Origin of the sequence: Acidovorax sp. DW039 (genome assembly GCF_037101375.1) — a bacterium.
Classification (GTDB): Bacteria; Pseudomonadota; Gammaproteobacteria; order Burkholderiales; family Burkholderiaceae_C; genus Acidovorax.
Genome location: NZ_AP029019.1, coordinates 2,526,703 through 2,548,534 on the forward strand (window position 1 = coordinate 2,526,703; position 21,832 = coordinate 2,548,534).

At 60.0% G+C, this 21,832-nt stretch carries 18 protein-coding genes; 3 read left to right on the plus strand and 15 right to left on the minus strand.

The window, feature by feature from the left end; genetic code table 11:
- Nucleotides 1-161 precede the first annotated feature (161 nt).
- From AACH87_RS11215 to AACH87_RS11265, 11 genes are all read right to left on the minus strand, one after another.
- Nucleotides 162-569, minus strand: coding sequence for a DUF2946 family protein (locus AACH87_RS11215; RefSeq protein ID WP_338794507.1), 408 nt, complete (start codon nucleotides 567-569; stop codon nucleotides 162-164).
- 125 nt (nucleotides 570-694) lie between these two features.
- On the minus strand, nucleotides 695-4,555 hold the full coding sequence (locus AACH87_RS11220) for an IPTL-CTERM sorting domain-containing protein (protein WP_338794508.1): 3,861 nt from the start codon (nucleotides 4,553-4,555) through the stop codon (nucleotides 695-697).
- Between the two features lie 333 nt (nucleotides 4,556-4,888).
- Nucleotides 4,889-5,794: a 3-hydroxyisobutyrate dehydrogenase gene (mmsB, locus tag AACH87_RS11225; RefSeq protein ID WP_338798932.1), complete on the minus strand. Its 906-nt coding sequence runs from the start codon at nucleotides 5,792-5,794 to the stop codon at nucleotides 4,889-4,891.
- 91 nt (nucleotides 5,795-5,885) lie between these two features.
- Entirely contained in the window at nucleotides 5,886-6,374 is a 489-nt protein-coding gene (locus AACH87_RS11230) for a TfoX/Sxy family protein (protein WP_338794509.1), read from the minus strand.
- Between the two features lie 315 nt (nucleotides 6,375-6,689).
- Nucleotides 6,690-7,856 (minus strand): acyl-CoA dehydrogenase family protein, encoded by a 1,167-nt coding sequence (locus AACH87_RS11235; RefSeq protein WP_338794511.1) that lies wholly within the window; start codon nucleotides 7,854-7,856, stop codon nucleotides 6,690-6,692.
- A 53-nt stretch (nucleotides 7,857-7,909) separates the two neighbouring features.
- Nucleotides 7,910-8,287, minus strand: a complete 378-nt coding sequence (locus AACH87_RS11240) for a lysozyme inhibitor LprI family protein (RefSeq protein ID WP_338794512.1) — start codon at nucleotides 8,285-8,287, stop codon at nucleotides 7,910-7,912.
- A 197-nt stretch (nucleotides 8,288-8,484) separates the two neighbouring features.
- The gene (locus AACH87_RS11245; RefSeq protein WP_338794514.1) at nucleotides 8,485-10,008 is read right to left on the minus strand and encodes a CoA-acylating methylmalonate-semialdehyde dehydrogenase; all 1,524 of its coding nucleotides are present in this window, start codon (nucleotides 10,006-10,008) and stop codon (nucleotides 8,485-8,487) included.
- 216 nt (nucleotides 10,009-10,224) lie between these two features.
- Nucleotides 10,225-10,770 (minus strand): tail fiber protein, encoded by a 546-nt coding sequence (locus AACH87_RS11250; protein WP_338794515.1) that lies wholly within the window; start codon nucleotides 10,768-10,770, stop codon nucleotides 10,225-10,227.
- A 12-nt stretch (nucleotides 10,771-10,782) separates the two neighbouring features.
- On the minus strand, nucleotides 10,783-11,976 hold the full coding sequence (locus AACH87_RS11255) for a hypothetical protein (RefSeq protein ID WP_338794516.1): 1,194 nt from the start codon (nucleotides 11,974-11,976) through the stop codon (nucleotides 10,783-10,785).
- Nucleotides 11,973-13,007, minus strand: coding sequence for a sulfotransferase family protein (locus AACH87_RS11260; protein ID WP_338794517.1), 1,035 nt, complete (start codon nucleotides 13,005-13,007; stop codon nucleotides 11,973-11,975). Before AACH87_RS11260 ends, AACH87_RS11255 begins: the two co-directional genes overlap by 4 nt.
- Complete coding sequence (locus AACH87_RS11265; protein WP_338794518.1) at nucleotides 12,995-13,852, minus strand: aspartyl/asparaginyl beta-hydroxylase domain-containing protein; 858 nt, start codon at nucleotides 13,850-13,852, stop codon at nucleotides 12,995-12,997. The genes AACH87_RS11260 and AACH87_RS11265 overlap by 13 nt, the downstream gene beginning before the upstream one ends.
- Nucleotides 13,853-15,593: 1,741 nt before the next feature.
- Between AACH87_RS11265 and AACH87_RS11270 the strand changes: the two genes are divergently transcribed.
- Nucleotides 15,594-16,493: a LysR family transcriptional regulator gene (locus tag AACH87_RS11270; protein ID WP_338794519.1), complete on the plus strand. Its 900-nt coding sequence runs from the start codon at nucleotides 15,594-15,596 to the stop codon at nucleotides 16,491-16,493.
- 49 nt (nucleotides 16,494-16,542) lie between these two features.
- On the opposite strand, the gene AACH87_RS11275 is transcribed toward AACH87_RS11270, so the two are convergent.
- Nucleotides 16,543-16,701: a DUF3309 domain-containing protein gene (locus tag AACH87_RS11275; RefSeq protein WP_338794520.1), complete on the minus strand. Its 159-nt coding sequence runs from the start codon at nucleotides 16,699-16,701 to the stop codon at nucleotides 16,543-16,545.
- Nucleotides 16,702-16,938: 237 nt separating this feature from the next.
- On the opposite strand from AACH87_RS11275, the gene map reads away from it, so the two are divergent.
- Together map and AACH87_RS11285 are read left to right on the plus strand one after the other, a co-directional pair.
- Entirely contained in the window at nucleotides 16,939-17,706 is a 768-nt protein-coding gene (gene map, locus AACH87_RS11280) for a type I methionyl aminopeptidase (protein ID WP_338794521.1), read from the plus strand.
- Between the two features lie 191 nt (nucleotides 17,707-17,897).
- The gene (locus tag AACH87_RS11285; protein ID WP_338794522.1) at nucleotides 17,898-18,455 is read left to right on the plus strand and encodes an EF-hand domain-containing protein; all 558 of its coding nucleotides are present in this window, start codon (nucleotides 17,898-17,900) and stop codon (nucleotides 18,453-18,455) included.
- Nucleotides 18,456-18,754: 299 nt separating this feature from the next.
- On the opposite strand, the gene AACH87_RS11290 is transcribed toward AACH87_RS11285, so the two are convergent.
- The 3 genes from AACH87_RS11290 to AACH87_RS11300 are packed head-to-tail and all read right to left on the minus strand — an operon-like array spanning nucleotide 18,755 to nucleotide 21,831.
- Nucleotides 18,755-19,342 carry a copper chaperone PCu(A)C gene (locus AACH87_RS11290; protein ID WP_338794524.1) on the minus strand — a complete coding sequence of 196 codons (588 nt, stop codon included), beginning with the start codon at nucleotides 19,340-19,342 and terminating at the stop codon, nucleotides 18,755-18,757.
- Nucleotides 19,342-20,622 carry a hypothetical protein gene (locus tag AACH87_RS11295; RefSeq protein WP_338794525.1) on the minus strand — a complete coding sequence of 427 codons (1,281 nt, stop codon included), beginning with the start codon at nucleotides 20,620-20,622 and terminating at the stop codon, nucleotides 19,342-19,344. The genes AACH87_RS11290 and AACH87_RS11295 overlap by 1 nt, the downstream gene beginning before the upstream one ends.
- Nucleotides 20,623-21,831, minus strand: coding sequence for an MbnH family di-heme enzyme (locus tag AACH87_RS11300; RefSeq protein ID WP_338794526.1), 1,209 nt, complete (start codon nucleotides 21,829-21,831; stop codon nucleotides 20,623-20,625).
- Between the last annotated feature and the right edge of the window lies 1 nt (nucleotide 21,832).

Sequence of the window (21,832 nt, forward strand, 5' to 3'; positions counted from 1 at the left end):
CCAGAGGGCCGTGGGGCAGGGCACCATCCGCGAATGGATCGGGTGCGCAAACAGCCGCACGCCCGCACGCACCCCGGCGGGGTGAATGCATGGCTGCAAAAAAGGGGGATGCGCCCCAGATCGTGTTCAAAGGGCGCAAGCTGGCTGGGGCCTGAACCGTGTCAGGCCCGCTGGGCTGGCGGTGGGTCTCTGGCGGCAAACGGCCAGCGCACCTGCTGGGCCGTGAAGGTGGCCACGCCTTGCGGCAGGGCCATGCGGGGTTCTGTGGGCGGTGGCTGCGGGCTGGCCGCTGCATGGGCTAGCCCCGCATCCAGCGCATGCGTGAGGCACCAGGCGCAGGTGACGTGTGTGTCTTCCTTGTCTTGCTCGCCACTGGCTGCATCGATGCGAGCTTCGTTAGCGGCATCAGCCTCTACGCCAATAACAGTGGCCGAGGCCTTTTGCACGCTGCGCACCGCCTCGCGTATATGCCGCGCCTCGTGCAGGGGCACACCTGCCAGGGCGTTGAACAACGCGGCCAGCAGAAGCAGGATGTGAAGGTGCAGGGCGGGGATGGTGCGGCGCAGCATGAGGGGATGCGAATCATACCTAGTCCACGCTGAATAATTCGTTGCTCATCAGCAAACAAGCCAACGGTCACCGGTTATCGCGACTAGTGCCTCACGACACTGACCAGCCCCAGAATGGATTCGACCTATCGATGGCGAAGGCGCCACCCAGCCATAGCCAACATGGCGCATGCCAGCATTAACAATGCCCAGCGATCTAGCGTTGGAATACTCTGCGCTGAAACTGCAGGCACTCCTAGAATCACGGGGTCAACGAACTCTCCATTAACCGCTTTGTCGCCATCTAACGGTCCGCCATCATGAATCGTGTAAGTGACCTGATTTCCAGCAATAGAGCTGGGCGTGAAGGATTGCCAAGGTGGATTGGTTGTCGCATCATATTTCAGCAAAACTGCATTGCTTGGTATGACACCAGAAAAGGTGAATGTAACTTGCAAATCACTACCCGATGAGCACTGTTCCGCCTTGAAATCTACAGCAGGGTAGAGGTAGGCATAACCAGCAGGCAGCGTGGACTGCTGCGGCCCAGGAAGCCCAGCTCTAGGGGTGAACTGCGTATTCGTTAGGGTGCAGGCAGTGCTGGGATTTGCAATACTTAACGTTGTGCCCAAACCTGTTGCAGTTTGCAAGCCTGCGCGGGTAACCATGACGGTATATGTCTTGATGGTTACGCCATCAGGAGCAGTAACAGTTACTGCGATAGCATTTGCACCCACTGCCAATGAAATCGGTGTTGACGCAGTGGTTCCATTAACCGTGGCCGTAGCACCCGTATCTGCCGTAGTTGGTGTAACGATGAGTGTCGTTACACCATTTGCCACCTGAGCCGTGTATCCCAGAGTGGTGGGAGCAAAAGTCGGACTGAGCGCACCATTAGAAAGTACTAACGCTGATAGATTGGCGTTAACACTGGGCGCAATTGCGAGGGAATAAGCCCTACTCGCTGTGAAAGGCGCCCCTGTACCCGTAGTGCTATCGGTGACTGTGAGGGTGAAATTGTGGGTATTTACCGAAGAGGGAGTGCCTGAGATCGTCCCGTTGGATGTATCAAGCGTAAGACCGGCAGGTAAGTTTCCTGAAGTTATTGCAAAACTATAAGGTGCCGTACCTCCACTGGCAGTGACTGACTGCGCATAGGACGTTCCCACATTGCCATTGGGAAGGGAAGCAGGCGTAAGTGCGAGAGATGGTGCAGCGATTGTCACTGAGTACGCTCTGGTGCCGGCGAAACTGTTTGCATCGGTGGCTTGCACAGTGAAGTTAAATGTTCCAGTGGCCGTCGGCACACCCGAAAGCGCTCCACCAGTAGACAGCGTTAAACCAGCAGGTAATGCACCTGCGGAGACTATATATGAATAAGGCGTTGTCGCACCGCTGGCAGTAAAGATTTGGCTATATGCAGCACTGATCACCGGATTGGGCAGGCCGCCAGAGGGACCCACCACAACTGTGGGAGCGCCGATGGTAAGGTTATACGTCGCAGATGCCGAAAAGGGCGCACCCGCTCCAGAAGTGGAATCAGTAACTGTGACTGTGAAATTGACGGTACCGCTGGAGGTCGGTGTTCCAGAGAGCACCCCAGTACTTGTTGAAAAAGATAAACCCGTCGGAATGGATCCGGAGTTAATTGATATTCCGTAGGCATACGGACTATTACCTCCGTTGGTGGTAAAGGTTTGGCTATAGGCAGTCAGCGCCGAGCCAGACAGATTGCTACCTGACACCGGGCTGATCGTCAAATTAGGAACGTTCACCGTCCAGCTGTAGGCGCGGCTGCCTGTATAAGGGCCAGATCCTGTTGAACTGTCCGTCGCTGTAACGGTGAAGTTGTAGCTCCCCACAGTGGTTGCCGCGCCGCTTAGCACCCCTGAAGAACTAAGGCTGATACCGGGCGGTAAACTGCCAGCGGTGACTGCATAGCTGTAAGCACTGATTCCACCGCCCGCAGAGATACTCCCATTGAAAGCTGCCCCCGCCGATACTGCGCCGAGCGACGCTGGCGAAACACTGATTGTTGGCGCATTCACAACGAGTGTGTATGCGCGACTACCGGTGAAGGGGCTGCCAGTACCAGTTGTACTGTCAGTCCCAGTCACGGTGAAGTTATATGTACCGCCAGCGGTAGGCGTCCCAAACAGCACTCCCGAAGAGGAAAGTGTCACGCCAGCAGGTAGCACGCCCGCCGTCACGGCATAGGTGTAGGGACCCGTGCCACTGCTGGCAGTGATGGTCTGACTGGTAGAAACACCAACGGTAGCCGCAGTTAAAGATGCCGGAGCAAGCGAAATTGTGGGTGCGCCGATTGTCAGAGCCAACAAACTACTGCTGCGAGTGTATGGGCCTGTGCCAGTACTACTGTCTGTTGCAGTCACGACAAAGCTGAAATTTCCGGTTGAGGTCGGGGTGCCCGCCAGTGTCCCGTTGCTCGCCAGACTCAAGCCAGCTGGCAAACTACCGGAGGTAATGGCGTAGCCATACGGCGCTGTGCCACCGCTTGCACCGGACAGCGACTGACTGTACGGCACCGCTGCGGTACCGGATGTGGGGCTGGGTGGTGCATAGGTGACTGTCGCTGCAGCAATCGTCAGTGACAATGAAGAACTGCTGCTATATGGCCCAGTACCAGTGCTGCTGTCGGTCGCGGTAACAGTGAAATTGAATATGCCGCCTGCTGTCGGGGTCCCTGAAAGGGTGCCGTTGCTCGCCAGTGATAGGCCAGCAGGTAAACTGCCAGCTGTGACAGCATAGGTGTAAGGCGCAGTACCGCCGCCTGCCCCCGCCAAAGACTGGCTGTAAGCCGTGGCAACGGAGCCCGCAGTTGGACTAGACGGAGCGTAAGTAAGCGATGGTGCGGCAACAGTCATGGTGAGCAAAGAGCTGGACTGACTGTACGGGCCCGTGCCGCTCGTACTGTCCGTCGCCGTGACCACAAAGCTATAAGAACCACCAGCAGTCGGAGTGCCTGACAGAAGGCCGTTGCTCGCCAATGTGATGCCTGGAGGCAAACTACCACTAGTCCTTGTGTACGTATATGGACTTGTACCGCCACTTGCGCCGGCTATAGACTGGCTATAAGCAACACCAACAGTTGCTCCGGCAGGGCTAGCAGGTGCATATGCAATCGTGGGAGCGGACACATTAAGGGAGAGCATCCCACTCGTGGTGTTGTCGGGCCCTGGGCTTGCACTGCTGTCAGTTACTTTGGCGACAAAATTAAATACGCCTCCTGCCGTCGGAGTACCGGAGAGAGTGCCATTACTCAACAATGTGATCCCAGTGGGCAGGCTGCCTGAAGCTAGCGAGTATGTATAAGGAACAGTTCCTCCACTCACTGGCGTGGCAATGGACTGGTTATAGACTACACCTACTGTTGCGGATGATGGATTAGAGGGAGAGTAGGTTATTGACGACCGTACTTGGATAGTCGCGGTGTTTATTTGGAAGTTAGAGATGCTAGGATTATAAGTATAGAAAATTAGCGTATCGTTTCCGATATAATTTCCGACTGGATAATAGTCCAGCGTCCAGTGTGCTGGGTTGGCGTCGTTAATAAAAACTTCTGCACCGCTAGATGTGGTGATCGGAGAGCCAGCAGTTTTGTTGCCAAGAGCATCTTCAAAATACCCAGCGCCGGTTGGATCGCAACTGGTTAAAGTTGAGCCAGTTAGACTGTAAGAAGTTATCCCAGTTTTTGTTGCACTGAAGCCAAATGAGCACCCTGGATCGGGATTGACCGCGAATGCATTTTGCGCACTCGAGAGAATTGAAATTACAAAAAATAATAATCTCAAAAATCCGAGAGATAGGGGTTTTTTGTTAAAATGAGGAAAAATTAAAGATCTATAAATATAATCCAGTGTTATATTTTGTTTTGATCTCATTAGAATTTTCAATCTTTTAGTCATAATATTTTTGGACGTCTTGCGCAGAGTTGCAGGTGAACTATGAACTGGTATTTTTTCATGCTTGATGATGCTACTAACCAATTCAAAATAACATACTCAAACAATCTCACAGATTGAACGACAGAGTAAGCAAGTTGTCCAGATTTTTGTACGCGATTGTCCTGTGCCGGGAGATGACACCTTAAATTTTGTAGCGTTTGCACTGAAACCAATCCTGGAAGCGGGATTGAACTGCTCCTCACGTCAAGACTCACACAAAACAACTCACTGGACAGGAACTGTGAAGGATCCAGGGCCGCTGGACTGCGCGACGCCATTTGACAGTCAGTCTTTGCCTGAGGCGTTTTGACTAATTTTCTTCGGCGATATTAAAAAGCGCCCGCAGCTGCTGGCGCTTTTTAAAAGAGCACCTAATTAGCTCTTTAGCACCATCTTAATAATGCTGGAAAAATCCAGCCCCCCATGCCCCGCCAAGCTGTGCGCCGCATACAAATTGCGAGCCATGCCCCCCAGCGGCGTGGCCGCCTTCACCGCCATTGCGTTCTCTTGCGCCAAGCCTAAATCCTTGAGCATCAGGTCCGTACCAAACCCGCCCGCATAGCCTTTGCTGGCGGGCGCGGTTTCCATCACGCCAGGGAAGGGGTTGTACTTCTCCAGCGCCCAGTTGCCGCCCGAGCTGCGGCGCATGATTTCGCTAAGCACCTTGGGGTCGAGGCCGTTGGCCACGCCCAGGGCAATGGCCTCGCTGGTGCCTGCCATCAAGATGCCCAGCAGCATGTTGTTGCAGATCTTGGCCGTCTGGCCTGCGCCCACGGCGCCTGCGTGGAAGATGTTGGCCCCCATTTTTTCGAGCACGGGGCGGGCGCGTTCCAGGTCGGCTGCATCGCCGCCCACCATGAAGGTGAGCGTGCCTGCGATGGCCCCGCCGGTGCCGCCGGACACGGGCGCGTCGATAAAGGCCACGCCTTTGGCTTGGGCGGCCTCAGCCACTTTGCGGGAGGTGGCGGCTGCGATGGTGGAGCAGTCAATCACCAGCGTGCCTGCGGGCAACTGGGCCAGCAGGTCGCCCGCGCCTAAAAACAAGCCTTCCACATGCTGGCTGGCGGGCAGCATGCTGATGACCACCTCGGCCCCCTGCACAGCAGCCTTGGCGTCGGCGGCGATGGGCACGCCGTCCGCGGCCAGCTTGTCGCGGGCGGGTTGGGAGAGATCAAACGCGCGCACTTCGTGGCCCGCCTTGTGCAGGTTGTGTGCCATGGGGCCGCCCATGTTGCCAAGGCCGATGAATGCGATTTTCATGTGTTGTCTCCTGTGGTCGATCTGAGGTGAAAGATGATTTGCTATTGAATTGGTAGCTGCTTGCGCTTGATGGATAAGCGCCAAGGGCTGATTTGGTTCTTAACGCAGAGCATCAGCCGTCCTCGTCAAAGATGCTGTGCCGTTTGCCTGCTTTGGCCGCTTTTCCTGATGGCCCCTTCGGCATGGTGGCTGTCTTTTTGGCCGTTGCCTTGGACGCTGTACTCGCCACTGTTTTGGATGCAGCGGGCTTGCGGCGCGGCGATGCCTTGGCATGCGGGTTGTAGGCCAGTGCTTCGTCCAGCCAAAAGCGCCACTGCGCGCGAGTGGCATAGCCGTTGGGTTCCACCCAAAAGTAGCCTTGCATGCCCCCGCCAGGCGAGAGTTCGCGGGTGTTCTGCATCTCTTGAAACTCGCCATGCCGATCAGGCGGAAGGCGCACCAGCAGTTCTTCACCCTTCACGCCCACGCACAGCTTGCCATCCACAAAGAAGCAGTAGCAGCCAAACATGGTGCGCTCGTCCACATCGCTGCGCTGTGCCAGGGCCGTGCGCAGGGCGTCGATGAGGTGCAGGGTTTCGTCGCTGAGGGGGCGGGCGGGCATGGTTTGTTCAGGTCTTTGCGTTACGGTCTATGTAGTACCGAAGCGCACGCGGGTCTTCGTGCCGGAAAAGCAAACCGCAGTCATTGCACATTTGAAATTTGCATGAATGAATCGGGACGCCATAAGACGATCTGAAGAACTTCCACTTGTAGCCGGCTGGGATAAATTCACCGCCGCCTTCGCCCATGTTGATGTGTCCCGCTTGCAGATTCTCCGATTGACATGCTGGACATTGGGACAAGGAGGTTTCTTCGAAGCGGGGCAGTGGTTTGTATCGAACAAGCGGTTTGGTCATGTGTCTAATTTTGTGGGGTATTACCGAATCACCTCCGGCGCGTCCCCATCCAGCATGCGGCGGGCGATGATGACGCGCATGATTTCGTTGGTGCCTTCCAGAATCTGGTGCACGCGGGCGTCGCGCAGCAGGCGCTCTAGCGGGTATTCGCGGATGTAGCCGTAGCCACCGTGCAGTTGCAGGGCTTCGTTCACCACGTTAAAGCCTGCATCGGTGGCAAAGCGTTTGGCCATGGCGCAGTAGGTGGTGGCGTCGCGGGCCCCGGCGTCGAGCTTGCTGGCGGCCAGGCGCACCATTTGGCGAGCGGCGACGAGGTCCGTGGCCATGTCGGCCAGCTTGAACTGCAGGGCCTGGAAGCTGGCAATGCTTTTGCCAAACTGCTTGCGGTCTTGCATGTATTGCTGCGCCTGGGTGAGTGCGCCCTGGGCAGCGCCGACGGAGCAGGTGGCGATGTTGATGCGCCCGCCGTCCAGCCCCTTCATGGCAATCTTGAAGCCTTCGCCTTCTTGCCCCAGCAGGTGGTTGGCAGGGATGCGCACGTTGTCAAAGCTGATGGTGCGGGTGGGCTGGCTGTTCCAGCCCATCTTGTGTTCTTTTTTGCCGTAGGTGATGCCGGGCGTGTCGGCAGGCACGGCAAAGGCGCTGATGCCGCTGGCGCCAGATTGCGCATCGCCCGTGCGCGCCATGAGCACCAGCACATCGGTGCTGCCCGCGCCGCTGATGAAGGCCTTGCTGCCGTTGATGACGTATTCACTGCCCACCAACTCGGCCCGGGTTTTGAGCGAGGCGGCATCTGAGCCCGCGCCGGGTTCGGTCAGGCAGTAGCTGGCCAGCTTTTGCCCGGTGGTGAGCAGCGGGCCCCAGTGGTCACGCACGGCGGGCTGCGCCCAGGTGCCCAGCATCCAGGTGGCCATGTTGTGGATGGTGATGAAGGCGGTGGTGCTGGGGTCGACGGCCGCCATTTCTTCAAAGACCAGTGTGGCGTCCAGGCGGGGCAGGGCGAGGCCGCCAGCGTTTTCTGGGGCGTACAGGCCGCAAAAGCCCAGCTCGCCTGCTTTGGCTATCGCTTCTTTGGGGAAGATGCCTTCGGCATCCCACTCGGCCGCGTGCGGGGCCAGCTCGGCCAGGGCAAAGTCGCGGGCGGTTTGGGCAAAGGCGCGTTGTTCTTCGGTCAGCTCAAAGTCCATGGCGTTGTCTCTTGTCTTGTTGTGGGGCTTTGGGTGAATGGGGCGTCAAGGCTTCAGGGCTTGGCTGGGCTGTCGTTGCTCAGCCAGCGCATCAGGCCTTTGCGGCGCTCTTGTGTTTTGCGCGTGAGGCATTGGTGGTACAGACGCGGGCCTTCGGGCTGGGTTTCGGTGGCTTGCGTCTCGCGCTTGCATTGCACCGTGCGCTCGCGCACCCAGGCGGAATGTTCTTGCCGCAGTTGCGGGCGTTCGTGGGCCGAGAGGGCGCGCATCACGTCTTCGTAGAGGATCTGGATGGTGGTGTCTGCCGCCTGAAAGTCTTGCACCGTGCAGGCATTGACCTCGGCCACGGTGCCCGTGGGTCTGCAGGCGGCACCAGCCTGGGCGTGCGCTTGGGCGCCCATCAGCATCACGCACGCAGTACCGAAGACCATGGACCATCCTCGTATCGTTGTCAGATAAGTTTGCATGCCCTGCTTTTACCACCGCCCGCTACCGCCGAAACCGGCGCGGCGCGAGGCCAGTGCCACCGTGCAAGGGCCGCCATCCAGAGGTTCAGGCACGGGTGGTGTCCCCCTTCCCGCGCAAAGCGCGAGAGAAGGGGGAAGGCGCGCAGCGCCTCAGGGGGATGTCACTTCAAACTAATCGTGGTGTTCACACCCTGGCTCACCGTGCTGTCGTCAAACCAGCGCGCCGTCACGGTTTTGGTCTGGGTGTAGAACATCACGACCTGCTTGCCGTAGGGCCCCAAGTCGCCCAGCTTAGAGGCACGCGAGCCGGTGAACGAGAAGATGGGCACGGGCACTGGGATTGGCACGTTGATGCCGACCTGGCCCACGTCGATCTCTTCCTGAAACTTGCGCGCCGCCGCGCCGCTTTGCGTGAAGATGGCGGTGCCGTTGCCGTTGGGGTTGGCGTTGATGAACTCGATGGCTTCGTCCAGCGTGTCGGCGGCCGCCAGGCACAGCACGGGGCCGAAGATCTCCTGGTCGTAGATGGCCATGCCGGGCTTTACGCCGCTGAAGATGGTGGGGCCCACGAAGTTGCCGTTTTCGTAGCCGGGCACGCTCGGGTTGCGGCCGTCCAGCTCCAGGGTGGCACCGTCGGCAATGCCGCGCTCGATCAGGCTCACCACGCGGTCGCGGGCGGCGCACGAGATCAGCGGGCCTACGTCGGTGCCTTTTTCTGTGCCACCGCTCACCTTGAGGGTCTTGGCCTTGGCCACCAGGTCTGGAATCCACTTCTGCGATTCGCCCACCAGAATGACAACCGACAGCGCCATGCAGCGCTGGCCTGCCGCGCCAAAGGCGGCACCGGCCAGGGCGTTCAGGGTTTGTTCCTTGTTGGCATCGGGGGCGACGATGGCGTGGTTTTTGGCGCCCATCATGCATTGCACGCGCTTGCCGTTGAGGCTGGCGCGGTTGTAGACATGCGTGCCCACCTTGGTGGAGCCGACGAAGCTGATGGCCTTGATATCGGGGTGATCGCAAATGGCGTTCACGGCGTCTTCACCGCCATGCACCACGTTCAGCACGCCGGGCGGGATGCCCGCTTGCAGCGCCAGCTCGCACAGGCGCATGGTGACCATGGGGTCTTGCTCAGACGGCTTGAGCACAAAGGTGTTGCCCGTGGCAATGGCCATGGGGAACATCCACAGCGGAATCATGGCCGGGAAGTTGAAGGGCGTGATGCCCGCGCACACGCCCAGGGGTTGCATCACGGTGTAGGTGTCTACGCCACCGGCCACGTTGTTGGCCAGCTCGCCCAGTTGCAGGTTGCCAATGCCGGCGGCGTGTTCCACCACCTCCAGGCCACGGAACACATCGCCTTCGGCATCCGGCAGGGTCTTGCCTTGTTCGGCCGTCAGCAGCGCAGCCAGCTCGGCCATGTTTTCGCGGATGAGTTGCTGCAGCTTCAAAAAGATGCGGGCGCGGGTGCCGATGGGGGTTTTCTTCCAGGTCTTGAACGCCTCTTTGCCCGATGCCACGGCGGCATTGATTTCCTCAGGCGTGGCAAACGGCACGCGGGCCAGCACCTCTTGCGTGGCGGGGTTCACCACGTTGCGCCACTGGGTGGTTTTGGATTCGACAAACTGGCCGCCAATGAGCAGCTTGACGGTGGGGGCCAGCACGGCCTGGGTGGTGGGTGCGTTCATGGGTGTGTCTCCGGGTGTTGCCAAGCGCCTGCGAGGTGCAGGCTCAGCAGTGCATATTACCCGTGCATCCGTGTGCATTAAAATTTAAAAAATGCATTTTTCATGTGCGTATTTGCACATAAGTAGCTTTTGAGGAACGGAAAGAGTGCGCGAAAAAAAGAGGGTAAACGTTGCCGTTTACCCTCTTCTAACTTTGCTGCTACGCTGTGGAGTTGCTCAGTTTCTCGATGGGAAGATGCCGTTCAAGCAAATGATGTAGTTCATTCCCAAGTAAGGTTGCATGAGAGAAATAGGTGTGTTGTTCCCCGAGGCACTTACAGTCAAGTTTGATAGGGGCAGGGACGTGTCTGCATTGCCGCTGGCAGCATACTGTGCATTGCGCTGGTTGGACGCAGCGGGGATTGCGCCAGCGCCAGGACTGGTTAGCGTGCCCATGCTGGAAGATGCAGGGACATTGCCGCTGACTACGTGGGTATGTGCAGGCAAGTTGTTGGTTGTGAGTGTCAGAGTTGGGGTTCCGCTGACTTCCCCTTGAGTCACATTAGGGAGTCCAGGTCCCTGGCCCATGCCCACGGGGACTCTGCCGCGCAAGTCCGGCAGTGCAAAGGTGGTTGTACCGTTGCCGCCATAAATGGTGCCAATAAGGGCAAACAGTGCTTGGTTTTGGCTGATGGCGAGAATCTGGCCATGGCAAAACATCCAATTCCTGGGGGCAAAATTACCACCAAACATTCTGATTTCACCAATGAATGCTGAAGACATTGTGATCTCCTCTCAAGTCAAAAAATAGCCTGTAGTCCAGCCGCTGTGTGCTGCGGCTGAAGCAGAAAGGGAAGGATAGGCTTGGCACTGAAGCCAAGCTGTGGAATGGCGGAAATTGCGCGGCTCAGCAGTTACCCATAGCGTACCAATGCTGTCACTGGCCGCGGTTGCCCACAGGCGTTCTCCTCTAGGTCCGGATAATGGCGACGCCCGTAGGGATGCCCAAAGATCGCGTGCATTGTTACTCGGGGCCGCCAATGCGGAACCAAGGCTGGCGCCAGCCTCTGCTCCCAGCAGCGCGCCGGGGGTCCAGGCAAGGCCTGCTTTCTCGAAGTGAGCCCTCCAGGCTGAATCGGCCGTGTCTGCGCTAGGCCAGCTTGCCACCGTCCACATCCGAGTGTTCGGGATACCGTCAGAAAGCCATGGAAATCCTGCCAATTCGATGCGTGCCAGGGCGGATTGTGCCTGCCACCATTGGGTGAATCTATGTGATTGAGAGCCAGAAAACAAGGCGACCACCACGTCTGGTTGTTGGAAAGCAATGGCCTGTTTCAGACCATCAAACTCCTGCGATTGCTCCGGCAACCCGGCGACGTGACGCCCCACGACTTGTCCGCCCAGTGAGCGCCAACGGTGCTGGAAGGTCTGAACGAAGTCATACCCAGACTCATGCCAGCCCATAGAAAGAAATGCGCGGGGGCCGCACTGCGCATGCACCTTGTCTGCCAGCGCGGAGGCCATAGCACACAGCTCCAAGCTGTGGCGGACCCGCAAAGGGTGGTGTTCTGTGGTGGGGGTGATGTCGGCACCACTGTCACTGATCCACAGAGGCACACCTGCCTTGACTGTGATTGCTGACAGTTTTTTCTCGAGCAAGGGGGGAATCCATCCCATCACCGCATCGATTGGCCAATGTCGGAGGGCGGCCTCGACTGCTCTGGCGGGCGCTGCTGGCAGCGGGCCGGCAGACAGCCAGGTTAATTTGACTTGCGGTGCGTTAGCTAACGCCAAACCCAGCTCCACGCCACGTTGGTAGTCGCTTGCCAGTTGCGGCAACTTTTGCGATGAGGGGGCAATGCCAAGAATGTGACATGGGGCATGTGCTGCGTTGACAGCAGCATGTACTGCTGGCGATAGAGCAGTGCTTGTGGCAACTGCCGCACTGGCCGTAGCCATAAAGTGACGCCGATGTAGGGGCGCAATCATGGAAGAGCTTCCTCAAGGTGACTGGGGCGCGGTAGAAGGCCAGAGCGTTGTCGCTTTAGCAATTCTTGCAGCCTCTGGTAGTGGGGGACAATCCATTGCTCGCTCAATGATTGAAGATGATCGTTCGCCATGCTGTGCTTGGCTTCTGTGTCCGAAACGTAGGCTTGGTGGGGGTGCTTGCCATGCCGTGTGACCCGTTCGCGCATGCGCTCCTGGTCGGTTGCTGAGACCTTCCAGCTCATATGGGAGAGCACCTGGGTTTCAATGGCACCCGGCAAATCGGCGTGATCAAGCAGCAGCGATCGTGTGAGTACAAAGTCCCGAGCCATCGCCGCATAGATGCCACCAAGCACCCGTGCGCAATACAGCTCAGGAGGCATGGCGGCCAGTTCTTGGATGCTCAGATCATCCAGGCAGGCACCCAGCGTGCCTGGCACCAGGAAGAACGCACGCTCTCGCATTTGCGACACCAGCACTGACAGCGGTTCCCGGGTGAGGAACAACCAGCGTGCGTCAGGCCAGGCTTCGGCCACCAGCGAGGCTTTGTCCGTGTTCCACGCATCAAGTTTGATGCTCATGGATTCGAGCTGTGGGCTGGTGCTGTCGCAACGCTGTGCCCAGGCACTTGTCCATGCGCGCAGTGCTTGCACAACTTGTTTTTTATCGATTAACCCGCTAGGTAAGGCCTGGCGCAGCATGAAATCTACAGGGGCTGGCTCGGACAATTGCAGATGGTGTGGGCTCTCTGCCAACGCCTGCGTGATGAGTGTGGAGCCGCAGCGCGACACATGGAAGATGACGAGTGAAGGGTCTAGCCCCGGAGATTGCTCATGCCATGCCAGTAGATCGCTGAGCGGCGTCTGCCGTCTGAATGCCAAGTGGAAAGGACGCTGCATCTGGCTCTGGATGTCGTTATGGAAAAACGGCTCGCGCAGCGGTTTGTCGAGCATGCGCACCCAGTCCACCATCACCTGTCCGTTGGCGATGTAAAAACGAATTGGTCGCCAGCCACTGAAGTTCACATGATCCATTGCTCTACCCAGGAACGGCGCCCAGCCTTGATTGCAGACTCAACGTCTGACGCTTCAAAATAAAAACCAGCTGCCCGGCCGATGCGCAGCGATTCGGACACAAATTCATCCATTTTTACGATTTCATAGAGCTGCTGCGTCAGTTCCGCATCTGCTTCCACAAACGTTTTGAACCGCAAAAAATGCTGCCAAGGGTCTTGTCCCTCGGGCAATGGCTCGCCTGCATCGCTGGTACAAAAGGCTTCATACAGTCGCATGTCCACCAATGCGTCTGCAACTAGGTGGATACGAGCTTGTTGACCACGATTGCGCACCCGGTGGGGGCGAGAAACGTCCACGTACCAACATTCTCCAGCGCGCAAAGGAATGCGGTCTCCATCGACGTGAAAGAAGACTTGTTCGTCTGTTTGCAGGGGCACGTGAAGCCGTGCTTCACCATTGGCAGCGCAAACACCGGCGTCTGTGTGTTCCTTGATTTCGCCAGAAGGGAGCAGGCGCATCAGGCGTACCGATTTCCATGGCAATGCCATTGTGTCCAGCATGGCGCGCAATTCAGGGCATTGCTCGAGAACCGGAGAGTCAGCGTATGCAGATACTGGTACATCAACCGGAACGATATCTACAGGCGCTGCAGCAGCAAATCTCAACGCTAGCGCCTGCCAGCCGCCATCGTGAAAGCCCTGGTTGAAGTGGTTTTGCCACAGGGATTCTGGCAAGGCCTGCACTTCCTGCAGCGCGGCCCTTGTATCAAACCGCCAAGGCAAGCGCGCTGTTCTCATACCTTGAACCTGCAAACCTTGAGGCTGGCTGCAGTGCAATTCGGCAGGCGATGCTGTTGAATGCATGCTCGTCATTGGATGCAGAGTGCATATGCATTGCACGATGCCGCAACGCCTCGGAAAGAATTCAAAATGCGAACGCTCCAGCCTTGCCTTCCTGTCCCACAGGCGGCACCTTGGTCTGGCGCGCTCAAGGCTACATACACTCCGTCCGCATCGATACCCGACTTACCAGAGCCACCGCCGTGGCCGCCACCAATGACACTGGCGCCCGCGTTGCAACAGGCATTGACCGTGCAAGAGTCGGGGTTGGGGCCAGAGCCGGTCGCTGAAGCTGTGATGAGAGAGATATTGGCAGACAGGGTACCGGCTGGCCCTTGAGGCCCTGTGGGGCCTGTAGGCCCCACAGGGCCCACTGGACCTGTGTTTCCTACAGGCCCTGCTGGACCTGTAGCTCCCTGAGGACCTGCCGGGCCTGTAGCGCCGACCGGGCCTTGGGGACCTGCAGGACCTTGGGGGCCAGCTGGACCGATCGTACCTTGTGGACCTGTAGCGCCTACAGGCCCCTGAGGCCCTGCAGGCCCCTGTGCACCCGTTCCTACACCGGAAGCACAGCGCCCCAATCGACCACTAGCAGCATCAAAACACAGCAAGTCTGCATTGGTTGCTGGTGTACCTGATAAGGCTGGCATGGCCACTTCGCCAGTGCCCTGAACACGAAAACGCTCTGCATTGTTCACCGAATCTTTGATGACGAAGCCACCGCCTGGAGGAGGCGCGATGGTGACATCTGCCGCCATGACGGGGGCTGAGGCGGTGAGTAACACCAAACATGCCCAGCGTGCCCAGCGGGTGGATGCAAAAAATAGGATGTTCATTGTCATGTAGAGAAATTTAAGGACGGATGTTCGATGGTTTGTATGATTTTGGTATCGCCGGTACTTGCGTTGCCGATGGGCCAGTCCCAGAAGCAAAAGGCTGAGCAGGACTGTGGCTGCATGCCCCAAGGTTGGAATGCTGGTGGTCACCACAGGCAGTGCTCCCAAGTGCACCTGGGTCAGTGTGGCGTTGGTCTGCACGATTTGGGCACCAGGCGCGAGCCTGATAACGACTGGAGACCCATTGGCCGATGAAAGTTGCACCGGCTGGCCAGGTAGCCCTTGTACGGTAAGAGTACCTGTCACAAGAATATCTGCCCCTGCCTGGAACATGTAAGTCTGTCCGGAGGTGGAAGACAGTGTGAGATTGCTGAAGGTGGCTTGCCCACTAATTGAAACAGTGCTAGCGGCTGTACAGCTGCCATCCATGATCACGGTGCCAGTTCCCGCATTGAATGCGCCTTGGTTGGCAAAGTCTCCCCCCAATTGCAGCTGCCCCTGGGCATTGAAAACTCCGCCAGCCTGAACCTGAAGACCGCCAGCTCCTGTGGCTTGACCGTTGCCAAGGTTGTATGTGCCGCCCACATTGACAGGAAGGCACGCCAAGTTGATAGAGCCTCCACCCAAATCAAAAGTGGAGCCAGCAGGCACATCCCATTGTGCGGCTGCTGAGTTGGCAATCACTAAACCCAAAACCAATTGCACACACTTAGCGTAGAACTTCATGACAGGTGTTGCCGATCCCATAAAACAAGGAAGGCTTTGATTTTTGTTAAAGATGGAAGCGTTCAAGCGCACGAGTGTGCATGAAAAACCTCAAAGTGCAAGAAAACAATTTCCCTTTTGCAGTGTTCAATAATGCTTTTCCATGCATCCATCGATAGTTATCGATTTCAGGGTATTTAGTACTTGACTCACAATCTCCAGCTATGGATTGGGATCATTTCCGTTTTTACTTGGAGCTGGCACGCAACGGTACTTTGGCTGGGGCCGCCCGGCGCTTGGGAGTGGAGCACACCACCGTATCGCGCCGCATCCAGACGCTGGAAAAGCAGATGGGCGCGGCCCTGTTTGCACGCGAGGCCGGGGGCCACCGGCTGACCGAAGCCGGGCGTGTACTGCTGCCAGCGGTGGAAGCCATGGAATCTGCCGTGCTGGGCGTGGAGCAGGCCGCACCCACGGCGCACGATGGGCCGTCTGGCCTAGTGCGGGTGGGGGCAACGGAGGGATTTGGCACGCTGATCCTGGCCCCGCACCTGGCGCGGCTCACGCAAAAGCACCCGCACCTGTCGATTGACCTGCTGGCCTTGCCGCGCATGCTGCACCTGTCGCGGCGCGAGGCGGATATCGTGATTTCGCTAGAGCGGCCCACGCGGGGATCGGTGGTGGTGAGCCGGTTGACGGATTACCGGCTGTACCTGTACGGCCAGCGCGAATATCTGGCCCGCAAGCCCCTGGTGAGCACGCCAGAAGACCTGCGCCACCACGCTTTTGTGAGCTATGTGGACGACCTGCTGTTCACGAAGGAACTGCAGTTTCTGGATGCGCTGCACAAGCCGGAGCGCTTTGCGTTTCGCAGCACCAGCATCACGGCGCAGTACGAGGCGGTGCGCGCCGGGGCAGGGCTGGCGGTGCTGCCCGCGTTTTTGGCAGACCGCGACCCGGTGCTGAGCCGCGTGTTGCCCGGCCATGCGGAATTCACCCGCACCTTCTGGATGAGCATGCCCGCCGAGGCCAAGCACTTGGCGCGCATGCAGGCCACCTGGGGCTTTTTGCGCGAGACGGCTGCGGCGCAGAAGGCACTGCTGCTGCCTGCCGCAGCCCGTTGAGCAGCCTCGCCATCAGCCCAAACGGTTTGATGGCTTGATGTACAGGGCTTTATATCCGCCCCATCAGCATCAGGATGACCAGAATCAGCACCACCAGCCCAATGCCGCCGCTGGGCCCGTAACCCCATGAACGGCTGTGGCCCCAGGTGGGCAGAGCGCCGACCAGGATGAGAATCAGGATGATGAGGAGAAGAAGTGAGAGCGACATGACAGTCCATGGTTGTGTTGCGGTGGTTGGATTGTTGGAGGGCGGAACGCACTGGTTTGCAGGTGTGCCGCGCGCGCAAGGGTGGGAGATTTCCGACAGTTTGAGCAGGGGCTTGCAACGGCGAGTTGCATTCGGACCCCAGGGGCGCTGGCCCGCGCATTGCCCTCCACACCAACAAGCGCATACCATTGCCAGCTTTCCTTTTCCGAGGCGCGCTGTGGAGCGCGCCCACGACCTGTGCTGAAGAAGCCCCACCTCATCAAATCCCCCGCAGACATTGCCATGGCCCGCGCTGCTGGCCGCCTGGCGGCCGATGTGCTGCACATGATTGCGGAGCATGTGCGCCCCGGCGTCACCACCGAGGCGCTGGACCGCCTGTGCCATGACTACATCGTCAACGTGCAAAAGGCCGTGCCCGCCAATGTGGGGTACCTCGGGTTTCCGAAGACGATCTGCACGTCCTCCAACCATGTGGTGTGCCACGGCATTCCGTCGCCCAGCCAGGTGCTGCGCGATGGGGACATCCTGAACATTGACGTGGCCGTCATCAAGGACGGCTGGTACGGCGATACCAGCCGCATGTATCTGGTGGGCGAGGTGAACCCGCAGGCCCGCCGACTAGTAGACACCACGCTCGAAGCCATGCTGGCAGGCATTGCACAGGTCAAACCCGGCGCTACGCTGGGCGATGTGGGCTATGCCATACAGACCGTGGCGCACCGTGAGCGCTTCAGTGTGGTGCGCGAGTATTGCGGCCACGGCATTGGCAAGACTTACCACGAAGAGCCGCAGGTGCTGCACTACGGCCAGCGCGGCCAGGGGCTGGTGCTGGAGCCGGGCATGGTGTTCACCATCGAGCCCATGATCAACGCTGGCAAGCGCGAAACCAAGGAGCTGGCCGATGGCTGGACGGTGGTGACGCGCGACCGGTCGCTGTCTGCCCAGTGGGAACACATGGTGGCGGTCACGGAGACGGGGTACGAGATCCTGACACCCTGGCCTTGAGCCCTGGCTTTTACTTTTTGGCCCCCGTGGGGCTGCGGTGATTTGCCCCATACAGCCAGGATTGGCCGGTTTTCTGCCGTGTTATCCGCGATATGGGATCGCAGCAAGCCGTCTACCCTTGCACCATGGGCACGCAATGCGTCCTGCCACCGGGCAGGGCACTTCGTTGCGAGCCAAAGGAGTGCAAGGCAATGACCCCTCTCGTTTCCGGCTTGGCCTCGGTGGCCTCATTCATTTTCAATGCGACGTCCAACCGGTCGTCGTCTGCCGCTGCTTCTACTGCTTCTGCGCAGTCCTCATCGTCCAGCTCTACCAACGCAGGCCCGGCCTCGGTGCTCAAGCTCAGTGCCGAGGCACAGCCCCTGGCAGGTGCCGCAGGCAATGCGGCGCAGAAGGCAGCCGCCGCCAGCACCACGCTGGCAAGCACTGCAGGCACCGCCAACAGTTCTGGCAAGGCAGTGTCCAAGGAAGATTTCCAGTCCCTGCTCACACAGTTTGGCGCGACCGAGGCGCAGAAAGAGCAAATCACGGCCGGTCTGGACGCCAACAAGGACGGCTCGATCTCGCAGGATGAGTTTTTGAAAGGGCTGGCCAACACCCAGGGCACGGAATCGGGCTCGGCGTTGTCGCAAAGCCTGATGCAGGTGATGGACCAGGCGGGCAACCGCGATGGCACCGTGGGGGGCAAGGAGTTTTTGACCCTGACCGCAGCGTTTGCGACGGCCAGCCAGGGCGTGCGCAAGGCCTGATGCAGCATCCAGCCTTGCGCTGATTGCTATTGCTTTGATAGCTGCTTGCGCTTTATCTGCGGCGCTATCGGCCAATTTGACTGATTTTTCTTCGGCTTGTAGCGGAGTCTGACAGATCGATTCACCCGGCAAAAAGCCGCCCGCCAGGGCCGTGTCACCTTCGCTCCACCCGCATGGCGAGGAGGTGCCCATGGCATGCGGGTGGTGGTGGCAACGGCCCTTGGCTGGCGGGCGGAAACTGCGGCTGCGCGCTGTGGGCGCGGAAAAGGGCTTTCAGTCGGTTGGGCTAGCAGAAGCCTTCAGTGCTGATGGCTTTCGTGCGGTGCGGGTGCAGCCCCCGCGCGCGGCTGCTGCACCCACACCTTGACGGTGATCTCCCCCGCCTTTTCAAACCCCAACGTCAGGTCAAACCGATCACCTGCCACCAGGGGCTGGCGCAGGTTCACCAGCATCAGGTGGTAGCGCTGGCCGTGGCGTAGCTGCACTTCCTGGCCTGCGGGCAGGTCGATGGCGGGCACTTCGCGCATGCGCATGACATTGCCTTCGGCGGCCATGGAGTGCAGCTCCACGCGCTCGGCCACCGCCGTGTGGGCGCGCAGCAGGCGGTCAGGGGCGTTGCCACGGTTGCGAATGCCGCGCAGATAGGCCGCGCCGTTGGGCGTGCCTGCCAGCGACGGCGTGGCGTAGGGGTGGTCTATGACCAGGCTGCCCACCCGAAAGTCGTGCGCCTGCACTGCCGTGGCCGTGCACAGTGCCAGCGCGGCCAATGCGGCCAGCGCGACCATCCCGCTCAGGGTGCTGCGGCGGCCCATGCTGGCCCCGCCAAGGTGCACGTGCTTGTTGCCCGAAGCGGTGCAGGCCGGTGCATGCAGAGGGTGTGGATGCATCACCAGCTCCTTTGCAGCAAAGGCCCAGGCGTGTAGACCACGCGCAGCGCTACCACGGTATTGCCCTGGCCCGCGATGCGCTCGCGCCCGGCCTCCAGCGCCAGCAGCCAGTCTGCATGGGGCCGCCAGCCCAGCATGGCCGTGAAGCGGCGGGAGGGCTGGTTGGGCAGCAGGTTGGCGTCGGCAGCGACCAGTGCCGCACCAGGGCCGCTCACGGCGTTGCTGCTGCGCAGCCATTCCTGGCGTGCTGCCATCTCCCAGTGTGCGGTGGGTTGCCACAGCGCTTCCAGCCAGCCGCCCCGGGTGCGGCCCGTGTAGCGGGTGTCGCCGTTTTGCGAGTAAAGGCTGCCGCGCTCGTGGCGCAGCACACCTGCGGCGGTGAGCCGCACGCCGCGCCAGGGCGTGGCCCAGCTGGCGCTGGCACCCAGCAGGTCTACCGTGCCGTCAAAGCAGGTGATGTCGCGCAGGCTGGTGCTGCACTGGGGGGCGGTGTGGATGTGGCCGCTGTTGCTGCGCTGCACGTAGGCACCGCGCCCTTGGGGTTCCAGGCGGCTGTAGAAGGCATCGGCCTCCCAATCTCCCCAGCGGCTGCCCATGGGCCCGGCGGCGCGGGCACGCACGGTGGGTGCCCAGGCTGCGTTTTCGCTGCCCGGAAAGCGGCGCGCGCGCCACAGACCGGCGTCCACGCCCTGCAGCCACTCGAATGCGCCCTCCAGGTGCGGCCGCCAGGCAAGGTTCACGCCGTCCTCAATCCAGTCGCCATTGAAGGCTGCGCGCTTGATGAGGGGCATCTGCCCAAAACGGTCCAGGTGGCCAGCGTTGCCAAGCACCGGGCCCAGCGGCATGCGGTTGCGCCCCGCGCCCAGGGTGAAGTCTGAGTCTGCCGAGGGCCGGGCCTCCAGCCAGGCGGCTTCGGTGTGGGCACGCTCGTTGTCATGTTTGCCAAAGGTGACGTTGGCACCCAGCAGCGGCGTGAAACGCACGCCCGCGCCCAGCGTGCCATGCTCCAGCGCCCAGCCACGCTGGTCTGTGGGCGTATCGCCCAGGCCCAGCACGCCAGTCAGGCGCGGGGCGGGCACGGGCTGATCAGCGTGCTGATAGCCCACAGCGGCAGCGGCGTTGATCTGCAGGCCTGGCGTGGGCGGAATGCTGGCATCGCTGCCATCGTGGGCCAGCACGGGTTGCAGCGATAGCGCGCACAGGCTGGCCGCTGCTGCTGCGCAGGCGTGCCAGCGCAGCGGCTTGCGCCTGGGGCGCAGTGGAGAAAGCAGGGGAGTCATCTATTTCGCTCCTGCCGTCGCGAACGGGTCGGACAGCTTGGGGTTGGTGAGCAGATCCTGGTCTGTCAGCGACTTGAGGAAGGCAACGATGTCGGCGCGCTCTTGGGCAGTGAGGTTGATCTGGTTGATAAAGTCGTTTTTGTAGGGGTTGGCACGGCCATCCCCCGCATGTGGGCCTGAGGTGATGTTGCGCCCGCCTGCGGCGTAGAAGTCCAGCACTTCCTCCAGCGTGGCGATGCTGCCGTCGTGCATGTAGGGGCCGGTGACCTCCACATTGCGCAGGCTGGGCGCGCGGAACTTGCCCATGTCTTTGACCAACTGCGTCAGCTCATACACGCCCCGGTTGGGCTCAGGGAAGGCCCCGGTGCCGCCGATGTTGTACAGGCCCGTGTTGTGAAACGGCGTCTCCACAATGCGGCTGCCCGCGTGCACCGTCTGGTCGTTGAAGTTGAAGCTGCTGTGGCAGTGAAAGCACTCGGCCTTTTCGCCAAAGAACAGGTTCATGCCGCGCTCTGCCGCAGGGGGCAGCGTGGCCTTGCCTTGCAGGTACTTGTCGTACGGGCTGTTGCCCGAGAGGATGGTGCGCTGAAAGGATGCGATGGCGTGGATGGCGTTGCCCCAGGTAATGGGCGCGCTTTGGCCAGGGTAGGCCTTGGCAAACTTGTCCTTGTAGGTGGCGTCGCCCGCCAGCCGCGCCAGGATGGCATCCTTGTTGCCATCGTTCACGCCCATCTCGATGGGGTCGGTGCCAAAGAGAGGCGTTTCCATCTGCTTTTCTAACGTCACCAGCGAGGGGTTGGCCCAGGTGAGCGTGGCGTTGTAGGCCACGTTGGCCAGCCCCTGCGAGTTGCGCGGGTGGTGCTGGCCGGTGGAACCAATGGCTGTGGCAAGGCCATCAGTGAACGCCTTGGACTGGATATGGCAGCTGGCACAGGCCTGCGTGCCGTTGCCCGAGAGGCGGCGGTCGTAGAACAGGAAGCGCCCCAGGTCTACCTTGGCTTCGGTGATGGGGTTGGTGTCAGGCACCTTTGGGGTGGGGAAGAACGATGGCAGCGCCCAGGCCCAGTTGGTGCTGGAGCCAGAGCTGTCGCTGACGGAGGTGCTCCCCCCGCCACATCCGCCCAGGGCCAGGGCCCCCAGCAGACCGACCAGGCCTGCGGCCTGGGCTGCCATCCGCCGCATTTGCACCAGCGAATGGGGGTGTGTCATG